At 55.2% G+C, this 24,793-nt stretch carries 23 protein-coding genes; 14 read left to right on the forward strand and 9 right to left on the reverse strand.

All coding sequences use genetic code 11. The features are described from left to right. Positions 1-112 precede the first annotated feature (112 nt). The 6 genes from fabI to sapA all read right to left on the reverse strand — a co-directional run bounded on the left by fabI (position 113) and on the right by sapA (position 6,471). The gene (fabI, locus tag FGI04_RS06305; RefSeq protein ID WP_407336438.1) at positions 113-904 is read right to left on the reverse strand and encodes an enoyl-ACP reductase FabI; all 792 of its coding nucleotides are present in this window, start codon (positions 902-904) and stop codon (positions 113-115) included. Positions 905-1,099: 195 nt separating this feature from the next. Then, a complete protein-coding gene (gene sapF, locus FGI04_RS06310) occupies positions 1,100-1,915 on the reverse strand; it encodes a putrescine export ABC transporter ATP-binding protein SapF (RefSeq protein ID WP_407336439.1) in 816 nt (271 codons plus the stop codon). Beyond that, positions 1,915-2,907, reverse strand: a complete 993-nt coding sequence (gene sapD / locus FGI04_RS06315) for a putrescine export ABC transporter ATP-binding protein SapD (RefSeq protein ID WP_038904040.1) — start codon at positions 2,905-2,907, stop codon at positions 1,915-1,917. The genes sapF and sapD overlap by 1 nt, the downstream gene beginning before the upstream one ends. 15 nt (positions 2,908-2,922) lie before the next feature. Continuing rightward, entirely contained in the window at positions 2,923-3,813 is an 891-nt protein-coding gene (gene sapC, locus FGI04_RS06320) for a putrescine export ABC transporter permease SapC (protein ID WP_342701103.1), read from the reverse strand. Further along, entirely contained in the window at positions 3,800-4,765 is a 966-nt protein-coding gene (sapB, locus tag FGI04_RS06325; protein ID WP_407336440.1) for a putrescine export ABC transporter permease SapB, read from the reverse strand. The genes sapC and sapB overlap by 14 nt, the downstream gene beginning before the upstream one ends. Further along, positions 4,762-6,471, reverse strand: coding sequence for an ABC transporter substrate-binding protein SapA (gene sapA, locus FGI04_RS06330; protein WP_342701101.1), 1,710 nt, complete (start codon positions 6,469-6,471; stop codon positions 4,762-4,764). The genes sapB and sapA overlap by 4 nt, the downstream gene beginning before the upstream one ends. A 267-nt stretch (positions 6,472-6,738) precedes the next feature. Here sapA and zigA point away from each other — a divergent pair, with 267 nt between their 5' ends. Next, positions 6,739-7,929: a zinc metallochaperone GTPase ZigA gene (zigA, locus tag FGI04_RS06335; RefSeq protein WP_407336441.1), complete on the forward strand. Its 1,191-nt coding sequence runs from the start codon at positions 6,739-6,741 to the stop codon at positions 7,927-7,929. Positions 7,930-7,995: 66 nt separating this feature from the next. On the opposite strand, the gene pspF is transcribed toward zigA, so the two are convergent. After that, the gene (gene pspF, locus FGI04_RS06340) at positions 7,996-8,994 is read right to left on the reverse strand and encodes a phage shock protein operon transcriptional activator (RefSeq protein WP_407336442.1); all 999 of its coding nucleotides are present in this window, start codon (positions 8,992-8,994) and stop codon (positions 7,996-7,998) included. Positions 8,995-9,213: 219 nt separating this feature from the next. Here pspF and pspA point away from each other — a divergent pair, with 219 nt between their 5' ends. The 9 genes from pspA (at position 9,214) to FGI04_RS06385 (ending at position 19,324) form a co-directional block, all read left to right on the forward strand. After that, positions 9,214-9,879 carry a phage shock protein PspA gene (pspA, locus tag FGI04_RS06345; protein ID WP_016942465.1) on the forward strand — a complete coding sequence of 222 codons (666 nt, stop codon included), beginning with the start codon at positions 9,214-9,216 and terminating at the stop codon, positions 9,877-9,879. A 63-nt stretch (positions 9,880-9,942) separates the two neighbouring features. Then, the gene (pspB, locus tag FGI04_RS06350) at positions 9,943-10,170 is read left to right on the forward strand and encodes an envelope stress response membrane protein PspB (RefSeq protein ID WP_012884403.1); all 228 of its coding nucleotides are present in this window, start codon (positions 9,943-9,945) and stop codon (positions 10,168-10,170) included. Beyond that, positions 10,170-10,529 (forward strand): envelope stress response membrane protein PspC, encoded by a 360-nt coding sequence (gene pspC / locus FGI04_RS06355; protein WP_012884404.1) that lies wholly within the window; start codon positions 10,170-10,172, stop codon positions 10,527-10,529. Before pspB ends, pspC begins: the two co-directional genes overlap by 1 nt. 208 nt (positions 10,530-10,737) lie before the next feature. Next, on the forward strand, positions 10,738-12,153 hold the full coding sequence (locus tag FGI04_RS06360; protein ID WP_407336443.1) for a YcjX family GTP-binding protein: 1,416 nt from the start codon (positions 10,738-10,740) through the stop codon (positions 12,151-12,153). Continuing rightward, entirely contained in the window at positions 12,150-13,205 is a 1,056-nt protein-coding gene (locus FGI04_RS06365; protein ID WP_407336444.1) for a TIGR01620 family protein, read from the forward strand. The genes FGI04_RS06360 and FGI04_RS06365 overlap by 4 nt, the downstream gene beginning before the upstream one ends. A 377-nt stretch (positions 13,206-13,582) precedes the next feature. After that, positions 13,583-15,004: an MFS transporter gene (locus tag FGI04_RS06370; protein ID WP_407336445.1), complete on the forward strand. Its 1,422-nt coding sequence runs from the start codon at positions 13,583-13,585 to the stop codon at positions 15,002-15,004. Positions 15,005-15,373: 369 nt separating this feature from the next. After that, positions 15,374-16,936, forward strand: a complete 1,563-nt coding sequence (locus tag FGI04_RS06375; RefSeq protein WP_342701093.1) for a M20/M25/M40 family metallo-hydrolase — start codon at positions 15,374-15,376, stop codon at positions 16,934-16,936. 119 nt (positions 16,937-17,055) lie between these two features. After that, entirely contained in the window at positions 17,056-18,621 is a 1,566-nt protein-coding gene (gene tyrR, locus FGI04_RS06380; RefSeq protein ID WP_407339947.1) for a transcriptional regulator TyrR, read from the forward strand. A gap of 148 nt (positions 18,622-18,769) precedes the next feature. Beyond that, entirely contained in the window at positions 18,770-19,324 is a 555-nt protein-coding gene (locus FGI04_RS06385; protein ID WP_407336446.1) for a GNAT family N-acetyltransferase, read from the forward strand. A 274-nt stretch (positions 19,325-19,598) separates the two neighbouring features. Here the strand turns inward: FGI04_RS06385 and FGI04_RS06390 are convergent, their stop codons facing one another. Next, a complete protein-coding gene (locus tag FGI04_RS06390; protein WP_407336447.1) occupies positions 19,599-19,826 on the reverse strand; it encodes a GNAT family N-acetyltransferase in 228 nt (75 codons plus the stop codon). Between the two features lie 33 nt (positions 19,827-19,859). Further along, positions 19,860-20,777 carry a LysR family transcriptional regulator gene (locus FGI04_RS06395; protein WP_407336448.1) on the reverse strand — a complete coding sequence of 306 codons (918 nt, stop codon included), beginning with the start codon at positions 20,775-20,777 and terminating at the stop codon, positions 19,860-19,862. Between the two features lie 143 nt (positions 20,778-20,920). On the opposite strand from FGI04_RS06395, the gene FGI04_RS06400 reads away from it, so the two are divergent. The 4 genes from FGI04_RS06400 to FGI04_RS06415 all read left to right on the forward strand — a co-directional run bounded on the left by FGI04_RS06400 (position 20,921) and on the right by FGI04_RS06415 (position 24,777). Next, a complete protein-coding gene (locus FGI04_RS06400; RefSeq protein WP_407336449.1) occupies positions 20,921-22,318 on the forward strand; it encodes an amidohydrolase family protein in 1,398 nt (465 codons plus the stop codon). 14 nt (positions 22,319-22,332) lie between these two features. After that, positions 22,333-22,806, forward strand: coding sequence for a DMT family transporter (locus FGI04_RS06405; RefSeq protein WP_407336450.1), 474 nt, complete (start codon positions 22,333-22,335; stop codon positions 22,804-22,806). Positions 22,807-22,886: 80 nt separating this feature from the next. Continuing rightward, entirely contained in the window at positions 22,887-23,792 is a 906-nt protein-coding gene (locus FGI04_RS06410; RefSeq protein ID WP_407337396.1) for an SMP-30/gluconolactonase/LRE family protein, read from the forward strand. Between the two features lie 19 nt (positions 23,793-23,811). Continuing rightward, positions 23,812-24,777, forward strand: a complete 966-nt coding sequence (locus tag FGI04_RS06415; protein WP_407336451.1) for an aldo/keto reductase — start codon at positions 23,812-23,814, stop codon at positions 24,775-24,777. The last annotated feature ends 16 nt before the right edge of the window (positions 24,778-24,793 follow it).

Below are 24,793 nucleotides of genomic sequence, written 5' to 3' on the forward strand. Positions count from 1 at the left end.
AAATCAGAGACCTGAAAAGGATATGATTTTTGTGATATTAATCTAGTAGATATTTGATAATTTGATGAATAACAGTAAACGAATCATATGACTCGTTTACTGTTATAGATGATTATTCGCCCAGTTCCAGCTCGTTCATCGCGGCGATGTTGAAGCCGCCGTCAACGTGCAGGATTTCACCGGAGATACCGGCTGCCAGGTCAGAACACATGAACGCGGCAGCGTTGCCCACGTCTTCAATGGTGACCACGCGGCGGATCGGCGTGACGGCTTCGCAGTGAGACAGCATCTTCTTGAAGTTCTTGATGCCGGAAGCGGCCAGCGTACGGATCGGACCTGCGGAAATGGCGTTGACGCGGACACCCTGCGCGCCCATAGCGTTAGCCATATAGCGTACGTTAGCTTCCAGAGAGGCTTTAGCCAGACCCATGACGTTATAGTTCGGGATGGCGCGCTCAGCACCCAGGTAGGACAGGGTGATCAGGCCAGCGTTCGGGTTCAGCATGCTGCGGCAGGCTTTCGCCATTGCTACAAAGCTGTAGGCGCTGATGTCGTGAGCGATGGAGAAACCTTCGCGGGTAACGGCGTTGACGTAGTCGCCATCCAACTGGTCGCCCGGCGCGTAAGCGATGGAGTGCACGAAGCCATCAAAGTTCGGCCACACTTTCGCCAGTTCAGTGAACAGTGCCTCAATGCTGGCATCTTCTGCCACATCACAGGGTAACACGATGCTCGAATCAAACTCTTTGGCAAACTCATCCACACGCGGCTTCAGCTTGTCATTCTGGTAGGTGAACGCCAGTTCTGCACCTTCACGATGCATTGCCTGTGCGATACCGTATGCGATGGAGCGGTTGCTGGCAACGCCCGTTACCAGAATGCGCTTACCGTTAAGAAAACCCATGGCAGTATCCTTGTGATCATTGTTACTGCGATCATCGTTAATAAAAATAATTATTTACCATGATCGATGTGAATAAACTGGGCGATTCTAGCATGTATGGTGCCCCAAGGGGTACTCCAACCACTAGAGGCCGGAGGGGCTTTCACCCCATCCATACGGCTCACCCGGCGATGTTGTCTAGTTCAGCACAGGTTTTTACGGGCGGTTACTATCCTGTCGCCAGGCGTCGGCGCTCAGCGCCTCACCAAAGTGACTGGCGATCAAGCGCTTGGTCAGGTCGTGTAACGGCGATGCCAGCACATCGGCGGTGCTGCCGCGTTCGACCACTTCGCCCGCCTGCATCACCAGAATCTGGTCGCTGATGTGCTTCATCATGCCCAGATGCTGGGTGACGTAGATATAGGAGATGCCGTGTTTTTCCTGTAGCTCCAGCATCAGGTTGATTATCTGGGAGCGTACCGACATATCCAGTGACGCCAGCACCTCGTCTGCCACGATCACCTTGGGTTGCAGAATCAACGCCCGCGCCAGCCCGATACGCTGTTTCTGACCCGGTGCCAGTGCGTGCGGGTAGTAGGTGGCGTGGTCGGCACGCAGGCCAACCTGACGCAGCGCCAGATTAATGGCTTTTTCCCGCTCTTGCGGCGTCAGGTCGGTATTGAGCCGCAGCGGCAACTCCAGTAGCTGACCAATCCGCTGGCGTGGGTTGAGCGAGTTGGCTGAATCCTGAAAGATCATGCGGATACGCTGGCTGCGGTAGTGATAGTCACCGTATTGCAGCGGATGATCGTCAATGACCAGCTCGCCGGAGGTGGGGGGGATCACGCCGCTCAGCATCTTGGCCAGCGTGGACTTGCCCGACCCGTTCTCGCCGATGATCGCCAGCGTTTGCCGCTCACGCAGCGTAAAACTCACCGATTTCACCGCCTCAACGTGCTGACGCCGGAACCAACCGGTACGGTAGCGGAAGGTTTTGGTGAGATTACGGGCTTCCAGCAGGGTTTCCACCATCAGGATTCCTCCATATTGAGCGGGAAGTGGCAGGCGTACCAATGGGTTTTCACCGGAACGAGCGGCGGTGCTGTCATACAGCGTTTTTGCGAATAGGGACAACGCGGCCCCAGCCGACAGCCGACGGGCAGATGCGCCAGCGCCGGAATCGCCCCCGGCAGCGCATTCAGGCGGCTCTTGTGTGGTAATGAACAGCCGAAATCCGGCATGGCGCGGATCAATGCCTGGGTGTAAGGGTGGTGCGGCGCGCTGATCAATTCATCGCTGACCGCGCTTTCCACTGTCTGGCCGCAGTACAACACGTTGATACGATCCGCCCATTTGCTCATGGTCTGCAAATCGTGGCTGATTAACAAAATGGTGGTGTTGTTGTTCTGGTTAAGACGGGAAAGCAGGCGGAAAATTTGCGCCTGTGTCGTGGCTTCCATCGCGTTGGTTGGCTCATCGGCAATCAGCAGTCTGGGCTGGTTGGCAAGCGCGATGGCGATCATCACCTTCTGGCATTCCCCTTCGGTCAGTTCATAGGGGTAGCTGCGCATAATGTCTTTATGGTCTTTGATGCCGACGCGGTGCAGCAATTCGATGGCCCGGCGTTTGCGCCAGTTGACGCGCTGCCACCAGCGGCCTTTGTACGTCCAGCCAGGAATAGATTGAATCAACTGGCGACCGACACGCGCGGAGGGATCCAGACAGGATTGTGGTTCCTGAAAGATCATCGACATGTTGTGCCGTACCAGTTTACGGCGCTGACGGGGCGTGAGCTGAAGCAAATCCACGTCATCGAAACGGAAACGATCGGCGGTAATACGCCAGTTTTCCTTGTTGATGCCGCAGATGGCTTTGGCGATAAGGCTCTTGCCAGAGCCGGATTCCCCCACCAGCCCGCGAATTTCACCCTCGTTAAGGCTGATGCTGACGCGATCCACCGCTTTCACCGGGCCATCCGGGGTGAGGAATTCAATGGTCAGATTACGAATTTCCAGTAATGCCATGATGCAGTTCCGTCACTATTCGGTTTGAGCGAGCAGGGCGCGGCGAATGCCGTCCCCCAGCAGATTAACGATCAGTACGCTGACAGTAATGGCTGCACCGGGCAGCATCACCGTCCACGGCGCGGTGTACACCAGCTCCAGCGAATTACCCAACAGTACACCCCATTCGGTGGAGGGGAGTTGCGCGCCGAGATTGAGAAAGCCGAGTGCGGCGATATCCAGGATGGCGATGGAGAGCGCACGGGTAATTTCACTGACCAGTATCGGCAGGATGTTGGGCACCACGGCATACCAGAGCAGGTAGAGTGTGGAGGCACCATCCAGCCGGGCAGCGGTCACGTACTCTTTTTCCAGTTCGTCGTGCACAGCGGAATAAATCGTGCGCACCATACGCGGCAGCAGCGCCATCCACACCGCCAGCATGGCGTGGCTCAGTTGCGGGCCGATAAACGCAATCACCACCATCGCCAGCAGCAACGAGGGAATCGACAGCAGCGGGTCGAGAATATGGTTGAGTACCGCAGAACGCAGGCCGTGGGTGACCCCCGCCAGCATGCCGAGCACAATACCGACCAGCGTGGCGGCCAGCGTAACCAGCAGCGCCGAGCCGAAGGTCGGCGCGGTGCCGCTCAGCAAGCGGCTCAGCAGGTCGCGGCCCAGGTCATCGGTGCCGAGAAAAAACGACACTTCGCCATAACGTGACCAGGACGGCGGCAGCAATTGGTAACCGAGAAATTGTTGATCCAACGCGTAGGGCGCCAGCGTGTTGCCAAACAGGCATAACCCCAGCAGCAACAGGAATCCGTAAAAACCCACCATCGCCATCCGGTCCTGCCGGAAGACTGTCCAGGTGTCGACCCAGCGGCTGGGGAGCGCTTTTTCACCGTAGATGTTATCGGAGTGCATACCATTCCTTATGTTTCAGCGGGTTTGTCATGGCGCCCCAGATATCGGACAGCACGTTGATGGTGATCACCAGCGCGCCGACCACCATCACCCCGGCGGAAATCGCCGCAAAATCCTGCTGGCGGATGGCGTTGACCAGCCAGCGGCCAAGGCCCGGCCAGTTAAACACCACCTCGGTAATCATCTCCAGTGTCAGCATGGTGGAGAATTGCAGCCCCAGTTGCGGAATGATCGGCGGCAGGGCGTTATGCAACAGGTGACGGCGGATGACCGTCGCGCGGGGTAACCCACGGATAATCGCCGCTTTAATGTAATTCTGGGTGCCAATGTCAGTGGTGCTGATACGCATCAGGCGAATCACTTCGGTGGTCGGGCCGACAGACAACACCAGCACCGGCAGAATCATGTGCTGTATGGCGCTGGCGATCATCTCGTCCCGGTAGGGAGAATGGGAAAGCCAGGCATCGATCAGCGCAAAACCGGTCACCGGCGGTACCGGGTAAAGCAGGTCGAAACGACCAGAAACTGGCAACCAGCCCAGATGCAGCGAAAAGAATAAGGTCATTAACAGTGCCAGCCAGAATACCGGCAATGAAAAGCCCAGCAGTGCCAGCGCGCTAATCATCCGATCGGCGGCTTTGTGTTGCAACACGCCGGTGGTGATACCGAGTGGAATACCCACCAACAGCGACAGCCAAAACGCCAGCAGGCACAGTTCGATGGTCGCGGGCAAAATATCGCGCAACTGCTCGCTAATCGGCTGTCCGTTAATACTGGAAACGCCAAAATCCCCCTGCAACAGGCTGACGAAATAAAAGCGATAGGCGTCGAACAGCGCCGCCCCGCTAAGTGGTGCGTGTGGGGTGTAATACAGCAGACTAAAGCCAATCAGCGACAGCAGAAACAGCGTGACCAGCAGCAACAACAAGCGACGAAGGGTAAAGATAATCACGGTTGTTCCCCCTGGATCGGCGCGTTGGAAGACGGATCAACGGCGTGCTCATCCGGTTTGTCTTTATGGCCATCGCTGCCGTCCTCACGGTAAACACCGGCGAAGGAGGCGTTACCAAACGGACTGAGCACCAGTCCTTTGATATCGTAGCGGTAGGCTTGCATCCGCAGCGATGAGGCCAGTGGTAGCACCGGCAACTGCTCGGTCAGAATGTGATGGGCGACCCGGTAGTACTCCATACGTCGGGAGAGTTGCTGGGAAGAGAGCGCGTCCTGCAAGACCTGATCGAAATCGGGATCACACCAGTGAGCATAGTTGGTTTGGGAGCGGATAGCGGCACAGCTCAATAACGGGCGGAACACACTGTCTGGGTCGTTACTGTCGGTAGCCCAACCGGCCAGCGTCAGGTCGTGGTTCATCTCCATCAGGCGTGCTTCCTGAAAACGGCCCTCTACCGGCATGATGGTTACCCGAATGCCGATTTGCGCCAGGTCAGCCTGAATCAGTTCGGCGGTTTTCACCGGGCTGGGGTTATAGGACTGCGACGCGCTCGGCACCCACAATTGCAATTGCAGGCCGTGAATGCCCAACTCTTTGAGTAACTGGCGCGCTTTATCCGGATTGTACTCGGAAATCTGCGCTTCATTGTCGTAAGCCCAGGAGGCGCGCGGCAGAATCGAGGCGGCGGTTTCGGCAGTGCCGTAGTAAATCGACTGCATCAGACGATCGTTATTGATAGCCAGCGCGATGGCGTGACGCACGCGAGCATCATCCAGCGGCGGTTTTCGCACGTTAAACGCCAGATAGGCGACGTTCATCCCCGGTCGCAGCGATAGCCGCAAACGAGGATCATTACGCAGAATGCTTAACTGGCTGGCGGCCGGGTAGGCCAGCACGTCGCACTCGCCTGTCAACAGCTTTGACAGGCGACCGGTCCCACCGGCACCCAGGTCGATAACCACCTGCTCCATACGTGGTTCGCCGCGCCAGTAGTTATCGTTGCGTTTGAGCCGCACGTACTGCCCGTAGCGATACTGTTCCAGCCGGTAAGGACCAGTCCCCACCGGTTGGCGGTCAAGCAATTCCCGGTGGTCCTGACGGGTCAGTTGCTGGGCGTATTCCGCCGACAGGATAGGTGCATAGTGGGTGGCGAGATGCCACAGGAACGAGGCGTCAGGGCTTTGCAGACGGAACTCGATGGTGTAATCGCCCAGCTTGCGGATGCTTTGTATGTTATCCGCCAGTTGCAGACTGTCGAAGTAAGGATACTCGCCGCCGTTGACATCATGGAACGGGTGCTTTTTGTCCAGCATGCGCTGGAAACTGAACAACACATCGTCAGCGTTCATCATCCGGCTGGGGGTAAACCAGGCGGTCTTCTGGAACGGCACATCACGACGCAGGGTGAAACGGTAGGTCGCGCCGTTGTCGGTGACTTCCCAGTGCTGCGCCAGTTCCGGCATCAACCGATAGGTATAAGGGTCAACGCCCAGCAGACGGTCATAGAGTTGCGCGGCCAGCGTATCCACCATCAGCCCGCTACGCGCCATTTGGGGATTGAAAGTGTTGAGAACGTCGTTGACGCAATAGACAAAACCGCTCTGGCGGATAGGGGGCACCGGCGCGTCGGGGACGGTCGGCGTCTGTGCCAGAGAGGACTGTGTCAGCCAGGCCAGCGCCAGTATGAGAATGTGTTTTCCGGACATACGGTTTTTTTCAGACAATCGGCAATACACAGAGTGTACCGCACTCTGTGATTCCACCCAATTTCTTACGCTTATCTGCCGGTTTTTTCTACAAACTGCTGGGGTTGTCGGCAGCGGCTGGCAGGTATTTGTACACCACGGAAAGCACATATCCGTCACCCGTAATTGTTATGTTATAACATATCTATTTTGTGGTAGTATGCGCAGCCAGCGGTGACTCGCGCTAAGTCGGTCGCCGGGCAATCATTTTTGAGCAGGAGCACTTGCATGCAACCTTTACCCGTTACCGTACTCTCCGGCTTTTTAGGGGCCGGGAAAACCACGGTGCTGAACCATATTCTGAATAATCGTCAGGGACGTCGGGTCGCGGTGATCGTCAATGACATGAGTGAAGTGAATATCGACGCGGATTTGGTTAACCAGGAGGTGACGCTGGATCACCGTCAGGAAAAACTGGTGTCGATGAGTAACGGTTGTATCTGCTGTACCCTGCGGGAAGATTTGCTGGTGGCGGTACGTGAACTGGCTCGCACCGGGCGTTACGATTATCTGTTGATCGAGTCCAGCGGCATTTCCGAGCCGTTGCCAGTGGCAGAGACGTTTACGTTTGAAGACGAACAAGGGCAATGTCTGTCTGAGTTCGCCCGGTTGGATACGATGGTCACCGTGGTGGATGGTGCCAGCTTTCTGGCGCAGTATCAGGCGGCGGAAAGTCTGCAATCGGTGGGGCAGAGCCTGGGAGACGACGATGTTCGCAGTGTCGCCGACCTGCTGATTGAACAAATTGAGTTTTGTGATGTGCTGCTGGTCAGTAAAACCGATGAAATGACCGACAGCCAGCGTGATGAAGTGATCGCTATTCTCCACACACTCAATCCCTCCGCGCGAATTCTGCCGATTGCCCACGGGCAGGTGCCGATGGACGAAGTGTTAAATACCGGGCGTTTTAATATGCAAACGGCGGCCATGACGCCGGGCTGGCTACAGGAGCTACGCGGTAGCCATACACCGGAAACCGAAGAGTATGGCATCGGTAACTTTGTCTATCAGGCACGCAGGCCGTTTCACCCCCAGCGCTTCTATGACTTCCTGAGCCGCGAGGAGTGGGGACCGGGTCGTTTGCTGCGCTCCAAAGGGTTTTTCTGGCTGGCGAGCCGTCCGTTCGAGGCCGGGTCCTGGCATCAGGCTGGGGGGATTTTGCGCTACGGGCTGGCCGGTCTGTTCTGGAAAGCGGTCGCACCAGAGCGCTGGCCGCAGGACGAAGAAACCCTGGCGGCGATTCAGGAGAAATGGCAGGAGCCGTTCGGCGATATGCGACAGGAAATCGTGTTTATTGGCCAACATCTGGATCAGGCGTGGATTACCGCCCAACTGAATGTCTGCCTGCTCACGGATGAGGAACTGCTGGGCGGCGTGGAGAGCTGGCAGGATTTGGTCGACCCGTTTGACGAGTGGTAACGCGCACTGCCCCCGGTTTTATTGCCGGGGGCAGTGATTGCGGCGGTGGGGCTTTGCAGGCCGCGGTTAGTCACTGGCACCGATCTCGTGCTTTTTCAGCAGGCCGCGAAACTGATGGTAAGTGAGTGTCAGCAACCCGGCGGCTTTACGCTGGTTAAACTGCGCCTGAACGAGCGCCCGCTCTACCAGTTGTCGCTCCTGATGGTGCTGCCAGTCACGCAGATTCAACGGCAGCGTGGGTAAGCCCGTCGCCCCCGCATGTGGCGAGTCGAGCGCCGGTGCGGGGGGAGCCAGTGGCGTAAACGGGTTAAGGATAATGCTGTCCACCGCGTCCGGGTTGGCACCATGGCGGTACAGCGAGCGTTCCACTACGTTTTTTAGCTCGCGGATATTGCCCGGCCAGCTGTAGTCCAGCAGGGTACGTTCCGCCTGTGGGCTGAAGCCGGGAAACAGCGGCAAGCCCAATTCCCGGCACATCTGTACCGCGAAATGCTGTGCCAGCAGCATGATGTCTTGCTGGCGTTGGCGCAGTGGCGGCAGGTGAACTACATCGAACGCCAGCCTGTCAAGCAGGTCGGCGCGGAACCTGCCCTGTGCCGCCAGCGCGGGCAGGTCTTCGTTGGTGGCGCACACCAGTCGGACATCCACCTGTAGCGGTTGCCCGCCGCCCACACGTTCGAGTACGCCGTATTCAATCACCCGCAACAGCTTTTCCTGCACCAGCATCGGCGCGGTCGCCAGTTCATCCAGAAACAGGGTTCCGCCGTCGGCACGCTCAAAACGGCCCAGATGACGTTTTTGTGCGCCGGTAAATGCCCCGGCTTCATGGCCGAACAGTTCGGAATCCAGCAGGTTGTCGTTCAGGGCGGCGCAGTTAAGTGAAATAAACGGCCCCTGCCAACGGGGAGAAAGGTAATGCAGACGGCTGGCAATCAGTTCTTTACCGGTGCCGCGTTCGCCAATCACCAGCACCGGTTTATTGAGCTGCGCCAGTTGGGACACCTGCTCCAGCACCTCCAGAAAACTGTTGGCCTCGCCCAGTAACGAATCCTGTCCATGCGTCATGATATCGCCTTGTTTTTTTCACCACTTGTTGGTCAATTTGACCATAGCAAAGCACGCGTCTATTGTATATCGAAATCAATAACACATTATTTATCATGCAATTATGACGATTTTAAAAACTGGCACAGTATTTGATTATGTCAGGATGTCATCAGGCAACGGCTGATGGAGATAACGAACCGGGCGTCGCAGACGCCGGAAATCATTGAGGAGTAGAGTATGGGTATTTTTTCCCGTTTTGCCGACATCGTGAACGCCAATATCAATGCCTTGCTGGATAAGGCTGAAGACCCGCAAAAACTGGTGCGGCTGATGATTCAGGAAATGGAAGATACACTGGTTGAAGTGCGTTCTACCTCCGCCCGGGCATTGGCGGAAAAGAAACAACTGGCTCGCCGTATTGAACAGGCGCGCAGCCAGCAGCAGGAGTGGCAGGAAAAAGCCGAGCTGGCGTTACGGCGCGAGCGTGAAGACCTGGCGCGAGCGGCGCTGGTAGAAAAACAGAAGCTGACGGAACTGGTCACGGTACTGGAGCAAGAGGGTGCGGCGGTTGAAGAAACGCTGGATCGCCTGAAACGCGAAATTGGCGAGCTGGAAAATAAACTGACCGAAACCCGCGCCCGTCAACAGGCGCTGACATTACGCCATCAGGCCGCCAGTTCATCCCGTGATATTCGTCGCCAGTTGGATAGCGGTAAACTGGATGAAGCGATGGCGCGCTTCGAGCAGTTTGAACGCCGTATCGATACCCTGGAGGCGGAAGCGGAAAGCGTGGGGCTGGGTAAACAAAAATCGTTGGATCAACAGTTTGCCGAGCTGAAAACCAGCGACGAGATCGATGCGCAACTGGCTGCGCTGAAAGCGAAAGTCAAACCGGCGGAATAATGATTACTGGTTGCCGTTTCGGCGGCAGCCAGGCTGCATCACCATAATAATTAAGGAGAAAAAATGGGTGCTCTGGTAATGACAATGATTCCCCTGACGGTGTTTCTGCTGTTTGTCGCACCGCTGTGGTTGTGGCTGCATTACAGTCAGCGCCGCCGTGCGCCTCAGTGGGATCAGGCTGAAATGCAGCGGCTGACCCGGTTAACGCAAGACGCACAGCGCATGCGCGAACGGATTGAGGCGCTGGAACAGATTCTGGATGCGGAACATCCCAACTGGAGACAATCCTGATGAACACCCGTGCCGAGCGAAAACTTTACCTGCTGCCGGAAGAGGGCATGATTAAAGGCGTGTGTGCCGGGCTGGCGCGCTATTTCGATGTGCCGGTAAAACTGGTGCGTTTTATTGCCGTGCTGTCGATTTTTTTCGGTCTGTTTCTGATTACGGTCATCGCTTATATCGTTCTCAGTTTCGTACTGGAACCCGCGCCGCCGGAGGCATACACGACGACACGTGATGAGGCTTCACCGCAGACGTTGCTCGATCAAGCCGATGCGATATTGAGCGCCAGCGAACAACGCTTACGCCATATCGAACGCTATATCACGTCAGAAACCTACGGCGTGCGCAGTAAGTTTCGCCAACTGTAATCGCGCTGCCAGCCACCCGGCTGGCCTGATCTTCTGAGCAGGATTCGTGGCGCAGGCATCGAATTCTGCTCACCGTTTTTTGCACCGTCGCATTATTGTTTGTGGGTATGCGGTTTGCGTGTGTGCTGTTTTCCGTAATTGACAGGCAACGCGACGGTGGCCGGATATGGCAGGACGATCATGTGACAGGACAACCAACAGGAGTGTCATGGCTTATTCCCATCATGTTAACCGCTTACAGAACGAGTTCAGCGCGCTGGTCAATCGCAGCGCCGATCGTCACCTGCGGCTGGCCGTTACTGGCCTGAGCCGCAGCGGCAAAACGGCGTTTATTACCTCACTGGTTAATCAACTGTTGAACGCGCAGCATGGCGCGCGGTTGCCGCTGTTTTCGGTGGTGCGCGAAAACCGCTTGTTGGGGGCTCGTCGTATTCCGCAGCGGGATTTGGCTATTCCCCGGTTTGCGTATGACGAAGGCATGGCGTCGTTATACGGCGTGCCGCCTGCCTGGCCGACGCCGACGCGTGGGGTGAGTGAAATCCGACTGGCGCTGCGCTACCGCTCCCGCGACAGCCTGTTGCGTCACTTTCGTGATACCGCCACGCTGTATCTGGAAATCGTCGATTATCCCGGTGAATGGCTGTTGGATTTACCGCTGCTGGAGCAAAGCTACGCCGACTGGTCCCGGCAGATGTCCACCCTGTTGCAGGGGGACAGACTACGCTGGGCACAGCCCTTTCTGGCGTTGTGTGAAGGGCTTGACCCGCTGGCCCCCGCCGATGAAAACCAACTGGCGGCGATCGCCCAGGCGTACACCGACTACCTGTTGCGCTGTAAGCAGGAAGGCTTGCATTTCATTCAGCCGGGGCGTTTTGTGTTGCCGGGCGATCTGGCCGGTGCGCCGGTATTGCAGTTTTTCCCCTGGCCTCAGCCCGACGAACGACTGGATGCTGCGCTGGCGCAGGCAGGCGAACACACGGTGATCGGGATGTTGCGCCGCCGCTTTGAATACTACTGCCAGCATGTGGTGCGTGAGTTCTATCGCCAGCACTTTGTCCGCTTTGACCGGCAAATCGTACTGGTGGATTGCCTGCAATCGCTCAATCATGGCGTGCAGTCGTTTAACGACATGCGACTGGCGCTGACTCAACTGATGCAGAGTTTTCATTACGGTAAGCGCACGCTGTTGCGCCGGTTATTTTCGCCGTGTATCGACCGGCTGATGTTCGCCGCCAGCCAGTCTGACCATATTACCGCCGACCAGCACGCCAATCTGGTGTCGCTGTTGCAGCAACTGGTGCAGGAAGCCTGGCGCAATGTGGCGTTCGAGGGCATCGAGATCGACTGTGCTGGTATTGCGGCCGTGCAGGCGACGCAAAGCGGCGTGGTGTCGCATCAGGGACAATCGTTGCCTGCTTTGCGCGGCAACCGGCTGGCGGACGGTGAGCCTATTACCCTGTATCCGGGTGACGTCCCGGCACGGTTACCGGACCCGTCCTTCTGGCGTGAGCAGGGGTTCCATTTCGAACCGTTCCGTCCACAAGAGATGCAGATGGACCTGCCGCTGCCGCATATTCGTATGGATACGGTGATGGAATTTTTACTGGGAGATAAATTGCGATGAGTGAACCGCTAAAGCCTCGCATCACCTTTGACGATACGCCGATTGAACCAGCGGCGGCATCGTTGCGACCCTCGGTTGCCTTTGATGACGGTGACGCCCGCCATTTCGCGCCGACCGTCGCCGTTGACGATGCGCAGACCGATGACGGCGAAGGGGCGGAGCAGGTGGTCAGTGATGCGTTGCGCCCACGTCGTAGTCTGTGGCGACGCATGCTGGGGGTCGGTGTGGCGTTGTTCGGCCTGAGTGCGCTGGCGCAGGGTGGACGTGCGCTGTATCAGGCGTGGGTCGGCCAGGACTGGATTGCGCTTGGCGCTGTGGCCGCCGGTATTCTGATTGTTGGCGCGGGTGTCGGGTCGCTGGCGGTGGAGTGGCGTCGGCTGTACCGGCTGCGCCAGCGGGCGGAAACCCGAGACCGGGCACGGGCGTTGCTTAACAGTCACAGCACCGGGCAAGCCCGGGCGTTTTGCGAACATCTGGCCCGTCAGGCCGGACTTGAGGCCGGGCATCCAGCGCTGCAACGCTGGCAGGCGTCGCTGCAGGATACCCACAACGACCGCGAGGTGACGGAGTTATACGCGCGTCTGGTTCAACCGGTGCTGGATGCGCAGGCGCGTCGTGAGATTAGCCGTTCCGCCGCCGAGTCCGCCCTGATGATTGCCGTCAGCCCGTTGGCGCTGGTGGATATGGCGTTCATTGCCTGGCGCAATCTGCGATTGGTTAATCGTATCGCCCGGTTGTATGGCATCGAGCTGGGTTATTTCAGCCGGATTCGCCTGTTCCGACTGGTGCTGCTGAATGTGGCGTTTGCCGGTGCCAGTGAACTGGTGCGGGAAATCGGCATGGATTGGATGTCACAGGATCTGGCGGCTCGCCTGTCGGCACGTGCCGCGCAAGGGCTGGGGGCTGGGTTGCTGACCGCACGACTGGGGATCCGCGCCATGGAGTTATGTCGCCCATTGCCGTGGCTGGATGATAAACCCCGATTGGGCGATTTCCGGCGCGAACTGATTGGCCGGATGCGGGTAAAAACACCGTCGTCACCAGGGGAATAACCCCTGGTACAACCCACTGACTTCCCTCCACAGGTTGTGCATGATGTAACCAGATATATCGCCATTTGGGGTAATAATGGTGATAACCTATCGATTATTCTAGTAAACGGGTGAGGCCGCCTGTTACCGCCTGGTCATACCGTCATATTCTGAAAATAATTCCATTTATAAGCAGTAATAAATGATGATTATTACCGCTATGGTTTGCCGGAACGTGATTATCGATAACCTATACCCAAAATAATTCGAGTTGCAGGAAGGCGGCAAGAGAGTGAATCCCGATGAGCTTACTCAGGTAAGTGATTCGGGTGAACGAGCGCAGCCAACACACCTGCAACTTGAAGTATGAAGGGTATATCATCAATCAGGGGCAAGCCATGGACACCAGCTTTACTGAACGCAGTGCGCCGACGGTTTATACGGTCAATCATCCACTTCCGCTCCATATACTGGCGGCACGTATTGACGCCTTGCCCCCGTCGTGGGGGTTATGGCGCTTCATCATCCTGCTGTCGCTGGGGGGGTTCTTTGAACTCTACGACCTGTTTCAGACGGCGTATATCAGCACCGGTCTGATGAACGAGAATATCTTTCATGCCGGTCAGGCAGGACTCCTCGGGGTATCGGATCAGGCGACTTTCGCGTGCGTCACCTTCCTTGGCTTGTTCGTCGGGGCCAGTGTGCTGGCTCCGCAGGCTGACAAACTGGGGCGTCGCAGCGCATTCATGTTTGCGCTGGCGTGGTACGGCGCGTTCTCGTTGTTGATGGCGTTCCAGCATCAGGTACAAGGGGTGATCCTGTGTCGCTTTTTGGTCGGCATTGGGTTGGGGGTGGAACTGGTGACCATCGATACCTACCTGTCTGAATGGATGCCGACCCACCTGCGCAACCGGGCGTTTGCGTTGGCATTCTTCATGCAATTCCTCTCGGTACCTGCGGTGGCGCTGATGTCGTGGTGGCTGGTGCCGCACCAGTTCTGGGGGCTGTCTGGCTGGCGTTATGTGGTGATTATCGGCGCACTATGTTCGCTGGTGGTGTGGTTGTTGCGGCGCAATCTGATGGAGTCGGCGCGCTGGCTGCTGTCACGCGGGCGTTATCGGGAAGCCGAGCAGGTGATGACGGCGATGGAACACCGTTGCGGTGTACAGCCGGGGGAAGCGTTGACGCCGTCGCAGTCGGTCATCACCTCCCCGTCACGTGGTCGCTTTCGTGATATCTGGTCGCCGCGTTACCGACGCCGAACCCTGATGCTGATGGTGATGAATGTGTTTCAGGCCATCGGTTTTTTCGGTTTCGGTAACTGGCTGCCGACGCTGTTGGCAGGGCAGGGAGCCACCGTCACCCACAGTTTGTTGTACGCCTTTTTTATTACGCTTGCCTATCCGCTCGGGTCGCTACTGTGCTGCTGGTATATCGGGAAACTCGAAAATAAATGGCACATTGTGTTGTCGTCACTGATGACCGTGGTATGCGGTACCCTGTTTGCCTTTCAGACCCAACCGCTGTGGTTGATTGTCTGCGGGTTTCTGGTCGCTTACTCCAACGCCTGGCTGACCATCAGCTATCATGCCTACCAGACCGAGGTTTTTCCCACTGCGATTCGCGCTCGCGGCGTGGGCTTTTGCTACTCGTTCAGCCGTCTGTCTACCGCGTTCAGTAGCCTGGTCATCGGGTTGATTTTACAGCACTACGATACCAGTGGCGTGCTGGCGTTTATCATTATCAGCATGTTAACCGTGGTGGTCACCGTTGGGGTATTTGGTCCGCGAACTCGTGGCGTTCGGCTGGAAAATATCTGAGGGGGTGGAGATGCCGTTGCCCATCCGTTATGAAGAATACCGCCTAAAAACAACCGGGTTTTGATGTAGCCCGCGTTGCCACGAAGCATGTTTATCTATACTTGTTATCCATCAGGTTGCCATTGTGCGGCAACCTGATGGATTTGTACCCTAAATAATTCGAGTTGCAGGAAGGCGGCAAGAGAGTGAATCCCGATGAGCTTACTTAAGTAAGTGATTCGGGTGAACGAACGCAGCCAACACACCTGCAACTCGAAGTATGACGGGTAACGGGTAACCCGGCAGGCAAATCGCTCACACGATGTTCGATGCTGCCGATAACCAGAAGATGGATGTTCTTTTTTTCCTCTGGCTGGAAGGATACTGATAATGTTTCGTGGCAAAAAACGCCTGTTGGTCAGCGTGCTTGGTGCGTTGGCGCTGGCAGGCTCTGCTCAGGCTCAACAGTGGGTCATGACGCCCACTGAAGGCCTGAATTTCGCTAAGGCCAGCTTTCCCGAATATCTTGAGGGCCTGACGCTCAGTAACGATACCGATGTCGCCGCTGATATTCAGCGTAACCTCAATTGGCTGGATAAGGTGTTTCAAAAGCGCGGATTCACCACCCAGCAATTGGCTAATGGCGCACACCCGATGTTGTATGCGGAGTGGGGGCCTATCCAGCCCAATCGCCCGACGGTGTTGTTTCTGATGCACTTTGACGGCCAATCAGCCAGCGCCTCTGACTGGACGTCTGACCCCTGGAAACCCACGTTGAAAATTAAAGATTCTCGCGGAATCTGGATGCCGCAGCCCAATGATCGGCTGACGCAACCGGGGTTGGATCCGGAGTGGCGTGTTTTTGGGCGGTCCGCATCGGATGGGAAAGGCGTTATCTCGATGTTCCTGACAGCAGTGGATGCGATTAAAAGCGCACGCATAACGCCGACGGTAAATATCAAGGTGTTACTCGACTCTGAAGAGGAGCGCGGGTCGCCGCACCTGACGGCGGTGGTCAACCAGAATGCGGCCCGGCTTAAAAACGACGGCGTAGTGATTTTCAATGGCGCGGTGAACACCAATAACAAACCGGTGATCACCTTCGGTTATCGCGGGTCGATACAGGTCGATATGACGGTCTTTGGCCCGGACCCGGCTGCGCACAGCGGTGCGTTCGGTAATGTGATTATTAACCCGGTGCAACAGATGGCGACATTGCTGGCCGGGCTTAAAGACGCCGATGGACGGGTGACCTTGCCCGGTTTCTATGACCGGGTCAAATTAACCGACGACGAGCATAAGCAACTGGCCGCGCAGGCTCCGCAGCCGGGCACTATCGAAAGCCGTTATGGGGTAACCCAACTGGAGAAAATGGCACCCAACCCGGTGGAAGCCGTGCAGTACCCATCGCTGGATGTGATTGGGTTCCGGGCGGGCGATACCGGCCGTAAGGCGGTGTACGCTATTCCCTCAACCGCGACCGCCAGTATCAATATCCGTACTGTGCCTGAAACATCGCCAGATTATCTGTATGACCTGCTGAAAAAATACGTGGTGTCGAAAGGGTTCTACGTGGTTCGTTCGGATTCGCCCTCGTTACAGGAACGTAATCATAATGCCCGGCTTATCTCCATGAGCATGATGACCTCGTCAGGCAGTTCCTTTGCGGTGCGCACCCAGATGGCGTCGCCACTGGCGAAATGGGCGATAGACGGCGTGAAGGCACCGGTAAAAGGGGAGCCGGAGAAAAACCGCATGCTGGGGGTCTCGCCGCCGATTAACGGCGCATTGGCCGCGCTGAAAAACGCGTTTGCGGTGGTCTCACTGGTGAATGCGGATAACAGTTCGTATGGCGCTGATGAAAATATGCGCATCGGCAACTATATCGATGGCATCCGGATTATGGTCTCCATGTTGACAACACCGTTTCCTGAAGAGGAAAAGGCGAAGTAAACTTGAAATTCACTTGCCGGGGTGTCAACTTTTGCTGACACCCCACTTCATCCGGTGGCGGTGAAAGGGTATGATGCAGCTCTCGTCCCTGCCGCACCTGATAGAAGAAGGTTTTATTGATGCGTCTGGAAGTATTTTGTGAAGACCGCATTGGTCTGACTCGTGAATTGCTGGATCTGCTGGTATTGCGGCATATCGACCTGCGCGGTATTGAAATTGATCCTGCGGGTCGTATCTACCTCAATTTCACCACCCTCGGTTTTGACACATTCCGCGAACTGATGACGGAAATTCGCCGCATCGCGGGGGTCAGTGATGTGCGTACCGTGGCGTTTATGCCATCCGAACGGGAGCATCGGGCGCTGAATGCGTTGCTGGAGTCGATGCCTGAGCCAGTTTTATCATGTGACCTGAAAGGAAAAGTGGAGCTTATCAACGCGGCAGCCCTTAGCCTGTTTGAGCTGACGCAGGAAAAAGCCCGTACATTGACCATCAGCCAGTTGCTCAATGATTCCCCTATCACCCGCTGGCAAGAGCAGGGCGGCCAGCCGGAAACCACCCGCGTGGTGCTACGCGGTCAGGATTTCCTGCAGGAAGTCACCCCGGTTCACCTGGAAGACGATAAAGGGAAACCTACTGTCGTCGGCGCGCTGGTGACGCTGAAATCTGCTGCACGCATGGGCCGCCAGTTACAGGATACCCCCGTTAACGATGAGCGCGAGTTCGATCATATCGTGGCAGTGAGCCCACGCATGCGGCAGGTGGTGGAACAGGCACGCAAGCTGGCGATGCTGGATGCGCCGTTGTTACTGGTAGGCGAAACCGGCACCGGCAAGGATATGCTGGCCCGCGCCTGCCATCTGCGCAGTAGCCGCGGTAAAAAACCGTTTTTGGCGCTCAACTGCGCTGCCTTGCCAGATGACGTGATGGAAAGCGAGCTTTACGGCCATGCGCCGGGCGCGTACCCCAACGCGCTGGAAGGCAAGAAAGGCTTCTTTGAGCAGGCGAACGGCGGTTCGGTACTGCTGGATGAAGTGGGCGAAATGTCACCGCAGATGCAGACTAAACTGCTGCGTTTCCTCAACGACGGGACGTTTCGCCGGGTAGGGGAAGAGCATGAGGTGCATGTGGATGTGCGGGTTATCTGCGCGACACAGAAAAATTTGCTCGACCTGGTGCAGCGTGGCCTGTTCCGTGAAGACCTCTACTACCGTCTGAATGTGCTGACGTTGCAACTGCCGCCGCTGCGGGAGTGCCCGGCGGATGTCATGCCGTTGGTTGAGCTGTTCGTCGCCCGCTTTGCTGATGAGCAAGGCATGACGCGTCCGCCTATCGCTCAGGAAGTGCGCAACCTACTGCCGCAGTATGGCTGGCCGGGCAACGTGCGGCAGTTGAAAAACACCATCTATCGCGCGCTGGCGCAAATGGACGGTGGCGAACTGCGCCTGCACGATATCGATTTACCGGCCTTTCAGCCGGAAATTACCCACAATGACGATTTACTGGAAGGCTCGCTCGACGATATCAGCAAGCGCTTTGAACGTTCGGTATTAACCCGCCTTTACCAGACTTACCCGAGTACCCGTAAGCTGGCCAAACGGCTTGGCGTCTCTCACACCGCCATCGCCAACAAATTGCGGGAATATGGGCTGAGTAGCCGTAAAAGTGGGGATGAGGACGAGTAATCACGAATAAAAAAGCGGATGACTGTACTATCCTTTTATTGAAAACGTGGTTATGAAGATAAGTGTCTATGAAGCAAGATAGCCGTGCCTTTTGATGCCAGGGGTGCGATGACATTGTATTGGATGCTGTTTTACGTGCCATGAGGTGATGATGGTTATTAGTCATAAAGAACACGTAGCGAAGGGATTGCGCTATACGATTAGATCAGCCGTTGAAGCTGATGCGAAAGTATTATCCCAATTAAGACTGAAGATTGATGGAGAAACAGAAAATCTGGACAGAGAATCTGGCGAGGGATTTATTGACGAGTCAGGATTTGAAAAACTCATTCGTGCAGATACGGAAAGTACCAGAAACTTATTTTTGGTGGTTATCGTGAATAACCATCTTGTTGGCTTTTCACGGTGTGAAGGGGTGAACCTCAAACGGTTCTCGCATAAAGTGGAGTTTGGGGTTTGTGTGCTTAAAGCGTTCTGGGGATATGGTGTGGGAAGCAATCTTTTGAAGGAGTCTATTGACTGGGCTGATAAGAATAAAATAAAAAAAATAACACTGAATGTTCTGGAAACTAATACGACAGCGATTGCTTTATATAAAAAATTTGGGTTTGAGATAGAAGGTGTGTTGAGGAGTGATAAAATACTTTCTGATGGGGAATATTATAACACCATCGTGATGGGAAGGCTTTATGATAAAAGCTAAACGTAGCGATGATTTATTTCAATACCAATCATCATGGTAAGGTGTGTAAGTTACAGGTTTTTTGCGTGAAAGATAAAAGTAATCCGTCATCATTTTTAAATGAATTTTAGCAAAATAGCCTCCTCAGAGAAAATGAAGAAAAAACGAACCGGTTCTGGCAGCGGTATTTATCTATTGCCATCTAAAAATAGCGGCCAGTATCTGGATAAGGCGAACGATATACCTGAAATAATTCGAGTGCAGTAAATCTGGCAGCACATCACGCTAAAAAAAATTAATTAATAAGCTCATCCCCCGGAATCAACGAATATAACGCCACCGATACCGACAGGCCATGAATAATAATCCGGTTGCGCAGCAGCCCTTCGACATGTGCGGCCACTTTTTCTGCGGCCTGACGGCTGGCGTGATTTTCTTCTGCGGCGATGATAATTGACGGAGTGATGCTGGTACGTTGGTCGTTCGGGCTTGTGATCGACGGTGTACTGACTTCGCGTGGCATCGCCTTGTTGAACTCACAGTGCGAAGCGGATTGTCAGGACGTTGAGCACTGTTCAGGCATCTCGTTGCGGAACAGTTCAGCAACCCAGTCAGTGAATGCGCGTAGTGCTGGCGAAACGAAACGGTGATGTGGATAAAGCAACGTCACCGGCACGCCAGCAGGTCGCCAATCCTCCAGCACTTCAATCAGCCTTTTGTCCTGCAGATAGCGGGATACCACGCTTTTCGCTAGCTGCGCCAGCCCATATCCGTCAAGACACATCTTTATATAAAGGCCGGTTTCATTCACTGCCACCACGCCGTTAACCTGAACAATTTTGCTTTCATGACCGCGAACAAAGCGCATTTCATTCGCGCGCCTGGCGTTTCCCGAGAAATAATGAATAACCTGATGGTGGGACAGATCATCAGGGGTGAGCGGCGTCCCCTTTGCGTGCAGATACGCTGGTGATGCACAGGTTACCCAGGTTAACTTCCCAAGCGGACGGGCTATCAATGTTGAATCACTCAGATCGCCGGTGCGTATCACACAATCCACACCCTCCTGAATGAGGTCTACCTGACGATCGCTAACGCCTATCATCAGATAGATATCCGGGTAGCGTCGGCGAAAATCTTTCAGATTCGGCGTAATCACCGCGTGAGCAATCCCTGCGGGCATATCAACCCGCAGACGCCCTTGCGGTCGTTGTATGGCGTCCGTCAGGCTAGACTCTGTATGCGCAATCAACGCGAGTATTTCACGGCAACTCGCCAGATACTGTGCACCTTCTGGCGTCAGGTTGACCCGCCGCGTTGTTCTGTTCAGCAACCGCACCTGCAGATGTTTTTCGAGATTTTTAATCGTGCTCGTCACCGTTGAGGCCGGCAAAGACAGTGTTTGTGCGGCGTGGATGAAACTTCCGGCTTCCGCAACGCGTATAAAAATCTGCATGGCCTGAATGCGATCCATTTTCTATCGACCTCACTGTAATGACATTCCCGACCATCAAGATTATTCGTTATTCATGAATAATAAAAACAGTTTGGCTGGCTTTTTCGCTCTAATGACTTTCCGTACCTTTACGCCACTCCCTATGTGAAGGTGAAATATCAATGACGGATTACAACAGGAATATCGTACATCACACGACAGACCCCCTTGCCCGGACGCTGATCCGCGGTGCCACCATCCTGAGCATGGATAGCGAGAGGGGGAATAAGGTGCGCGGAGATATTCTCATCGATGGCACCACCATCAAGGCTGTAGGCGAAAACCTGGAGGGCCGGGATGCGGCCATTATTGATGCAACCAACATGATTGCCATGCCGGGCATGGTCGATACCCATCGCCATTCCTGGGAAGGCCAGCTGCGCCGAATCAATCCCAATGCCGCTACGCTTGAGGATTATTGCAATGCCACACACTTTTCCTTTGCCAAATACTATCGTCCCGCTGACATGTACATCGGCAACCTGATTACCGCCCTGGGCTGCATCGATGCTGGTATCACCACGGTGATTGATAACTCGCACAACAGCCGCTCCGGTGCGCACGCTGATGCCGCTGTTGAAGCGTTGCTTGATGCTGGCATTCGTGCTGTTCATGCGTCGGGGGCACCCGTTAGCGGAGAGTGGGACCGAGCGCACTGGCCCGGTAACTGGCAACGCCTGCAGGAAAAATATTTCAAGAATAACCCTGACAGCCTGGTTTCTCTTGCGGTGATGGCCCAGTTGGAGCCAGAGATGTGGGCCGAAGCTCGCAGGCTGGGCCTGCCGATTATTACTGAATTCTTCGGTGGTGAGATGGCGGCGGAGCTGGAAGGACTACACCGAAAAGGGTTACTCGGCCCGGATAATATCTTTAACCACTGCACCTCACTGCCAGACACCGGGTGGGAAATCCTGCGCGAGGCGGGCTTGCGGGTAAACGTATGCCCACGGTCAGATGCCCACTACGGCATTGAAGACGGTATGTTTGCCATGCAGTCAGCCCTGCGCCACGGTATCAACCCAGGTCTGAGCGTCGATAACGAGACCTCTTACAGTGGCGATATGTTTATGGAGATGCGCGTGGCGTTTTATCTCCAGCGTGTTATGGGCATGCACCAGCACCAGTGCTGTGGTGCCGCGCATACGCCGGTTACGCTTCAGGCTCATACCCTGCTAAAAGCCGCCACGCTTGACGGTGCTGCCTGTGCAGGGTTGCAGGAAAAAATCGGCAGCCTGACCCCCGGAAAACAGGCGGACCTGATACTGATCCGAACCGATGACATCAACCTTTATCCATCCAGCAATGCGCTGGGTACCGTCGTTCATGCGGCGGAGCGCAGCAATATCGATACGGTGATGATCGGCGGACGTATCGTCAAGCAGGGCGGCAAGGTGCTGGGTGTTGATAGCGAACAGCTTCGAGCGGCGATTGATGAATCCCGTCAACACCTGTTTGCGGCGGCCGGTTATCAGCCTGATATGTTTGCTGAAACATTCCTGGCGCTGCAGCAGGCACACTGACAGGAATGAAACACATGAGCACGGTTTATTACTTGATTGCTTTTGCCGCAGGCCTGGGGATTACGCTACAGACGACCGTCAACAGCCAGCTTGCAAGAGGACTGGGGGGTGACCCGGTTACCGCCGCGCTGTTTTCCTTCGCTGCCGGGGCGTTCAGCCTCGGGCTTTACTCGCTGCTGCGAGGGGGATTATTCACCTCGCTTGCCGTCATCCCGTCGCAACCGTTATGGAGTCTGACCGGTGGCCTGATTGGCGCTTGCGCGCTGTTCAGCTATGTCGTGCTCGCCCCGAAAATTGGTTTTTCAGCCCTGCTCGGGCTTGCCATTGCCGGGCAATTACTTTCATCACAGGTGATTGACCACTTTGGCCTGCTGGGTGCCATCCGAAGGCCGGTGTCGGTCATCAAACTGAGTGGATTACTGATCATGCTGAGCGGGCTTGCCATCTCGTTGTTCGGCGATCGTTTGGTGTCGCGCTTTCTGAACTGACAGGGCGAAGCCACTCGCCGAGGCTTTAGAACGTAACGCATAAAAGGCGGGGGAATACCGCCAGATTGAGGGAGACGATGATGTTTACTGCTGCGACGCATGTCAGAAATGAACTGGGAGAGTGCCCGGTGTGGTGCGAAAAGACGAGCAGCCTGTACTGGACAGATATTGAGGGTAGCGAGCTGCTCTCCATCCGGGAAAATAGCAGTGTAATCAGTCGCTGGTCCTTACCGGAACGGCTCGGTTCGTTTGCACTGACAGATAACACAGACATATTGCTAATGGGGTTTGCGTCCCGCCTGGGCTATTACAACCTGCGAAGCCACCGCTTTACCGAGCTTGCTGCGTCACCCGGCGCACCGGGAACGCGTATTAACGATGGCCGCTGCGATCGTGCCGGAAACTTTGTCTTTGGCACGATGCACGAAGGCAGTCCTGTGCAGTCCATCGGTAAATTTCACCGGCTGAACGCCAGCACGCTGGAAACGGAGACGCTGGATTTGCCCGCTGTCGCCATTCCTAACAGCATTTGCTTCAGCCCGGATGGCCGCACCATGTATTACAGCGATTCCTTACAAGGGCGGATTTTCTGCTGTGATTACCCTTCGCTCAGCAATCAGCGACTTTTTGCCGAGATTGACGCAGAGGGTGCGCCGGATGGCTCCTGCATTGATGCGCAGGGTTATCTATGGAACGCCGAGTGGGGCGGTAGCCGGGTTGTGCGTTACAGTCCCGCAGGAGAACCAGACCGCATTTTGCCCTCTCCAGGCATCCAGATGACCTGTCCGGTACTGGGGGGGAGATCACTCGATACGCTCTATTGTACCAGTGCACGCGTAGGCCTTTCTGCACCAACCGAATATGACGGTGCGTTATTTCAGGCCCAGTCACCCGTATTTCCTGGATTGCCAGAAAGCCGGTTTGCGTCAGTGTCTGACGACGCACACTCAATCGACTTATCAGAAAATCAGCGCGTTAATTCATAAAGAGGGTAAAGAATCCAACATGAAAATGAGAAGGTTAGGCTCGCAAGGTCTGGTTGTTTCAGAGATGGGGCTGGGCTGTATGGGGATGAGTCATGGTTATGGTCAAACCGCCACGCGCGAGGACATGACGACGTTAATACATAAAGCTATCGAATTAGGCTGCAATCTTTTTGATACAGCACCTATTTATGGATTTGAAAATGAAGCGTTATTAGGTGAGGCGCTGAAGGATAATAAAGAGGCTGTCATCGTCGCGACGAAATTTGGGGTGACGGGGCTGGAGAATATTCAGGGGCAGCTCACGCCAATAGTCGATAGCCGCCCGGAATCGATCAGAAAACAAGTGGACGGCTCTTTAAAACGGTTGCAGGTAGATTGTATCGATTTGCTCTACCAACATCGTATTGATCCGAATGTAGAGCCAGAAGTGGTGGCTGGCGTCATGGAGGAATTAATCACCGAAGGGAAAATTAACTATTGGGGGTTATCAAACTCACCCGTCGAATATATCCGACGCGCTCATGCTGTCTGTCCTGTTACGGCCATCGAAGACCAGTATTCAATGATGTGGCGTAAACCCGAGAATGCGTTGTTTCAGGTTTGCGAAGAACTGGATATTGGATTTATGGCATACAGCCCTTTAGGTAACGGATTTCTCAGTGGAAAAATCACCAAAGAGACAACATATCAGGACGGTGATTTTAGAGGCCTGATGGGGCGATTTAAACCCGACGTGATTGCGCGTAATCAGGCTTTATTAGATTTAATTGCGAAAATTGCGGAGCGGAAAAATGCCACTTCTGCGCAGGTGGTTCTCGCCTGGCAACTGGCGCAAAAGCCTTACCTTGTTCCTCTTCCCGGTACCACAAAATTGCATCGATTAGAAGAAAATTTCAAAGCCGTCGATGTTCAGTTGAACCGGTCTGAGTTAGCGGAAATAAATGAAAAATTATCCCAAATCGACATCGATGAAACATTTTTTTAAATAGCAAGGAATAAGA

The organism is Dickeya ananatis (assembly GCF_019464615.1).
Taxonomy (GTDB): domain Bacteria; phylum Pseudomonadota; class Gammaproteobacteria; order Enterobacterales; family Enterobacteriaceae; genus Dickeya; species Dickeya oryzae.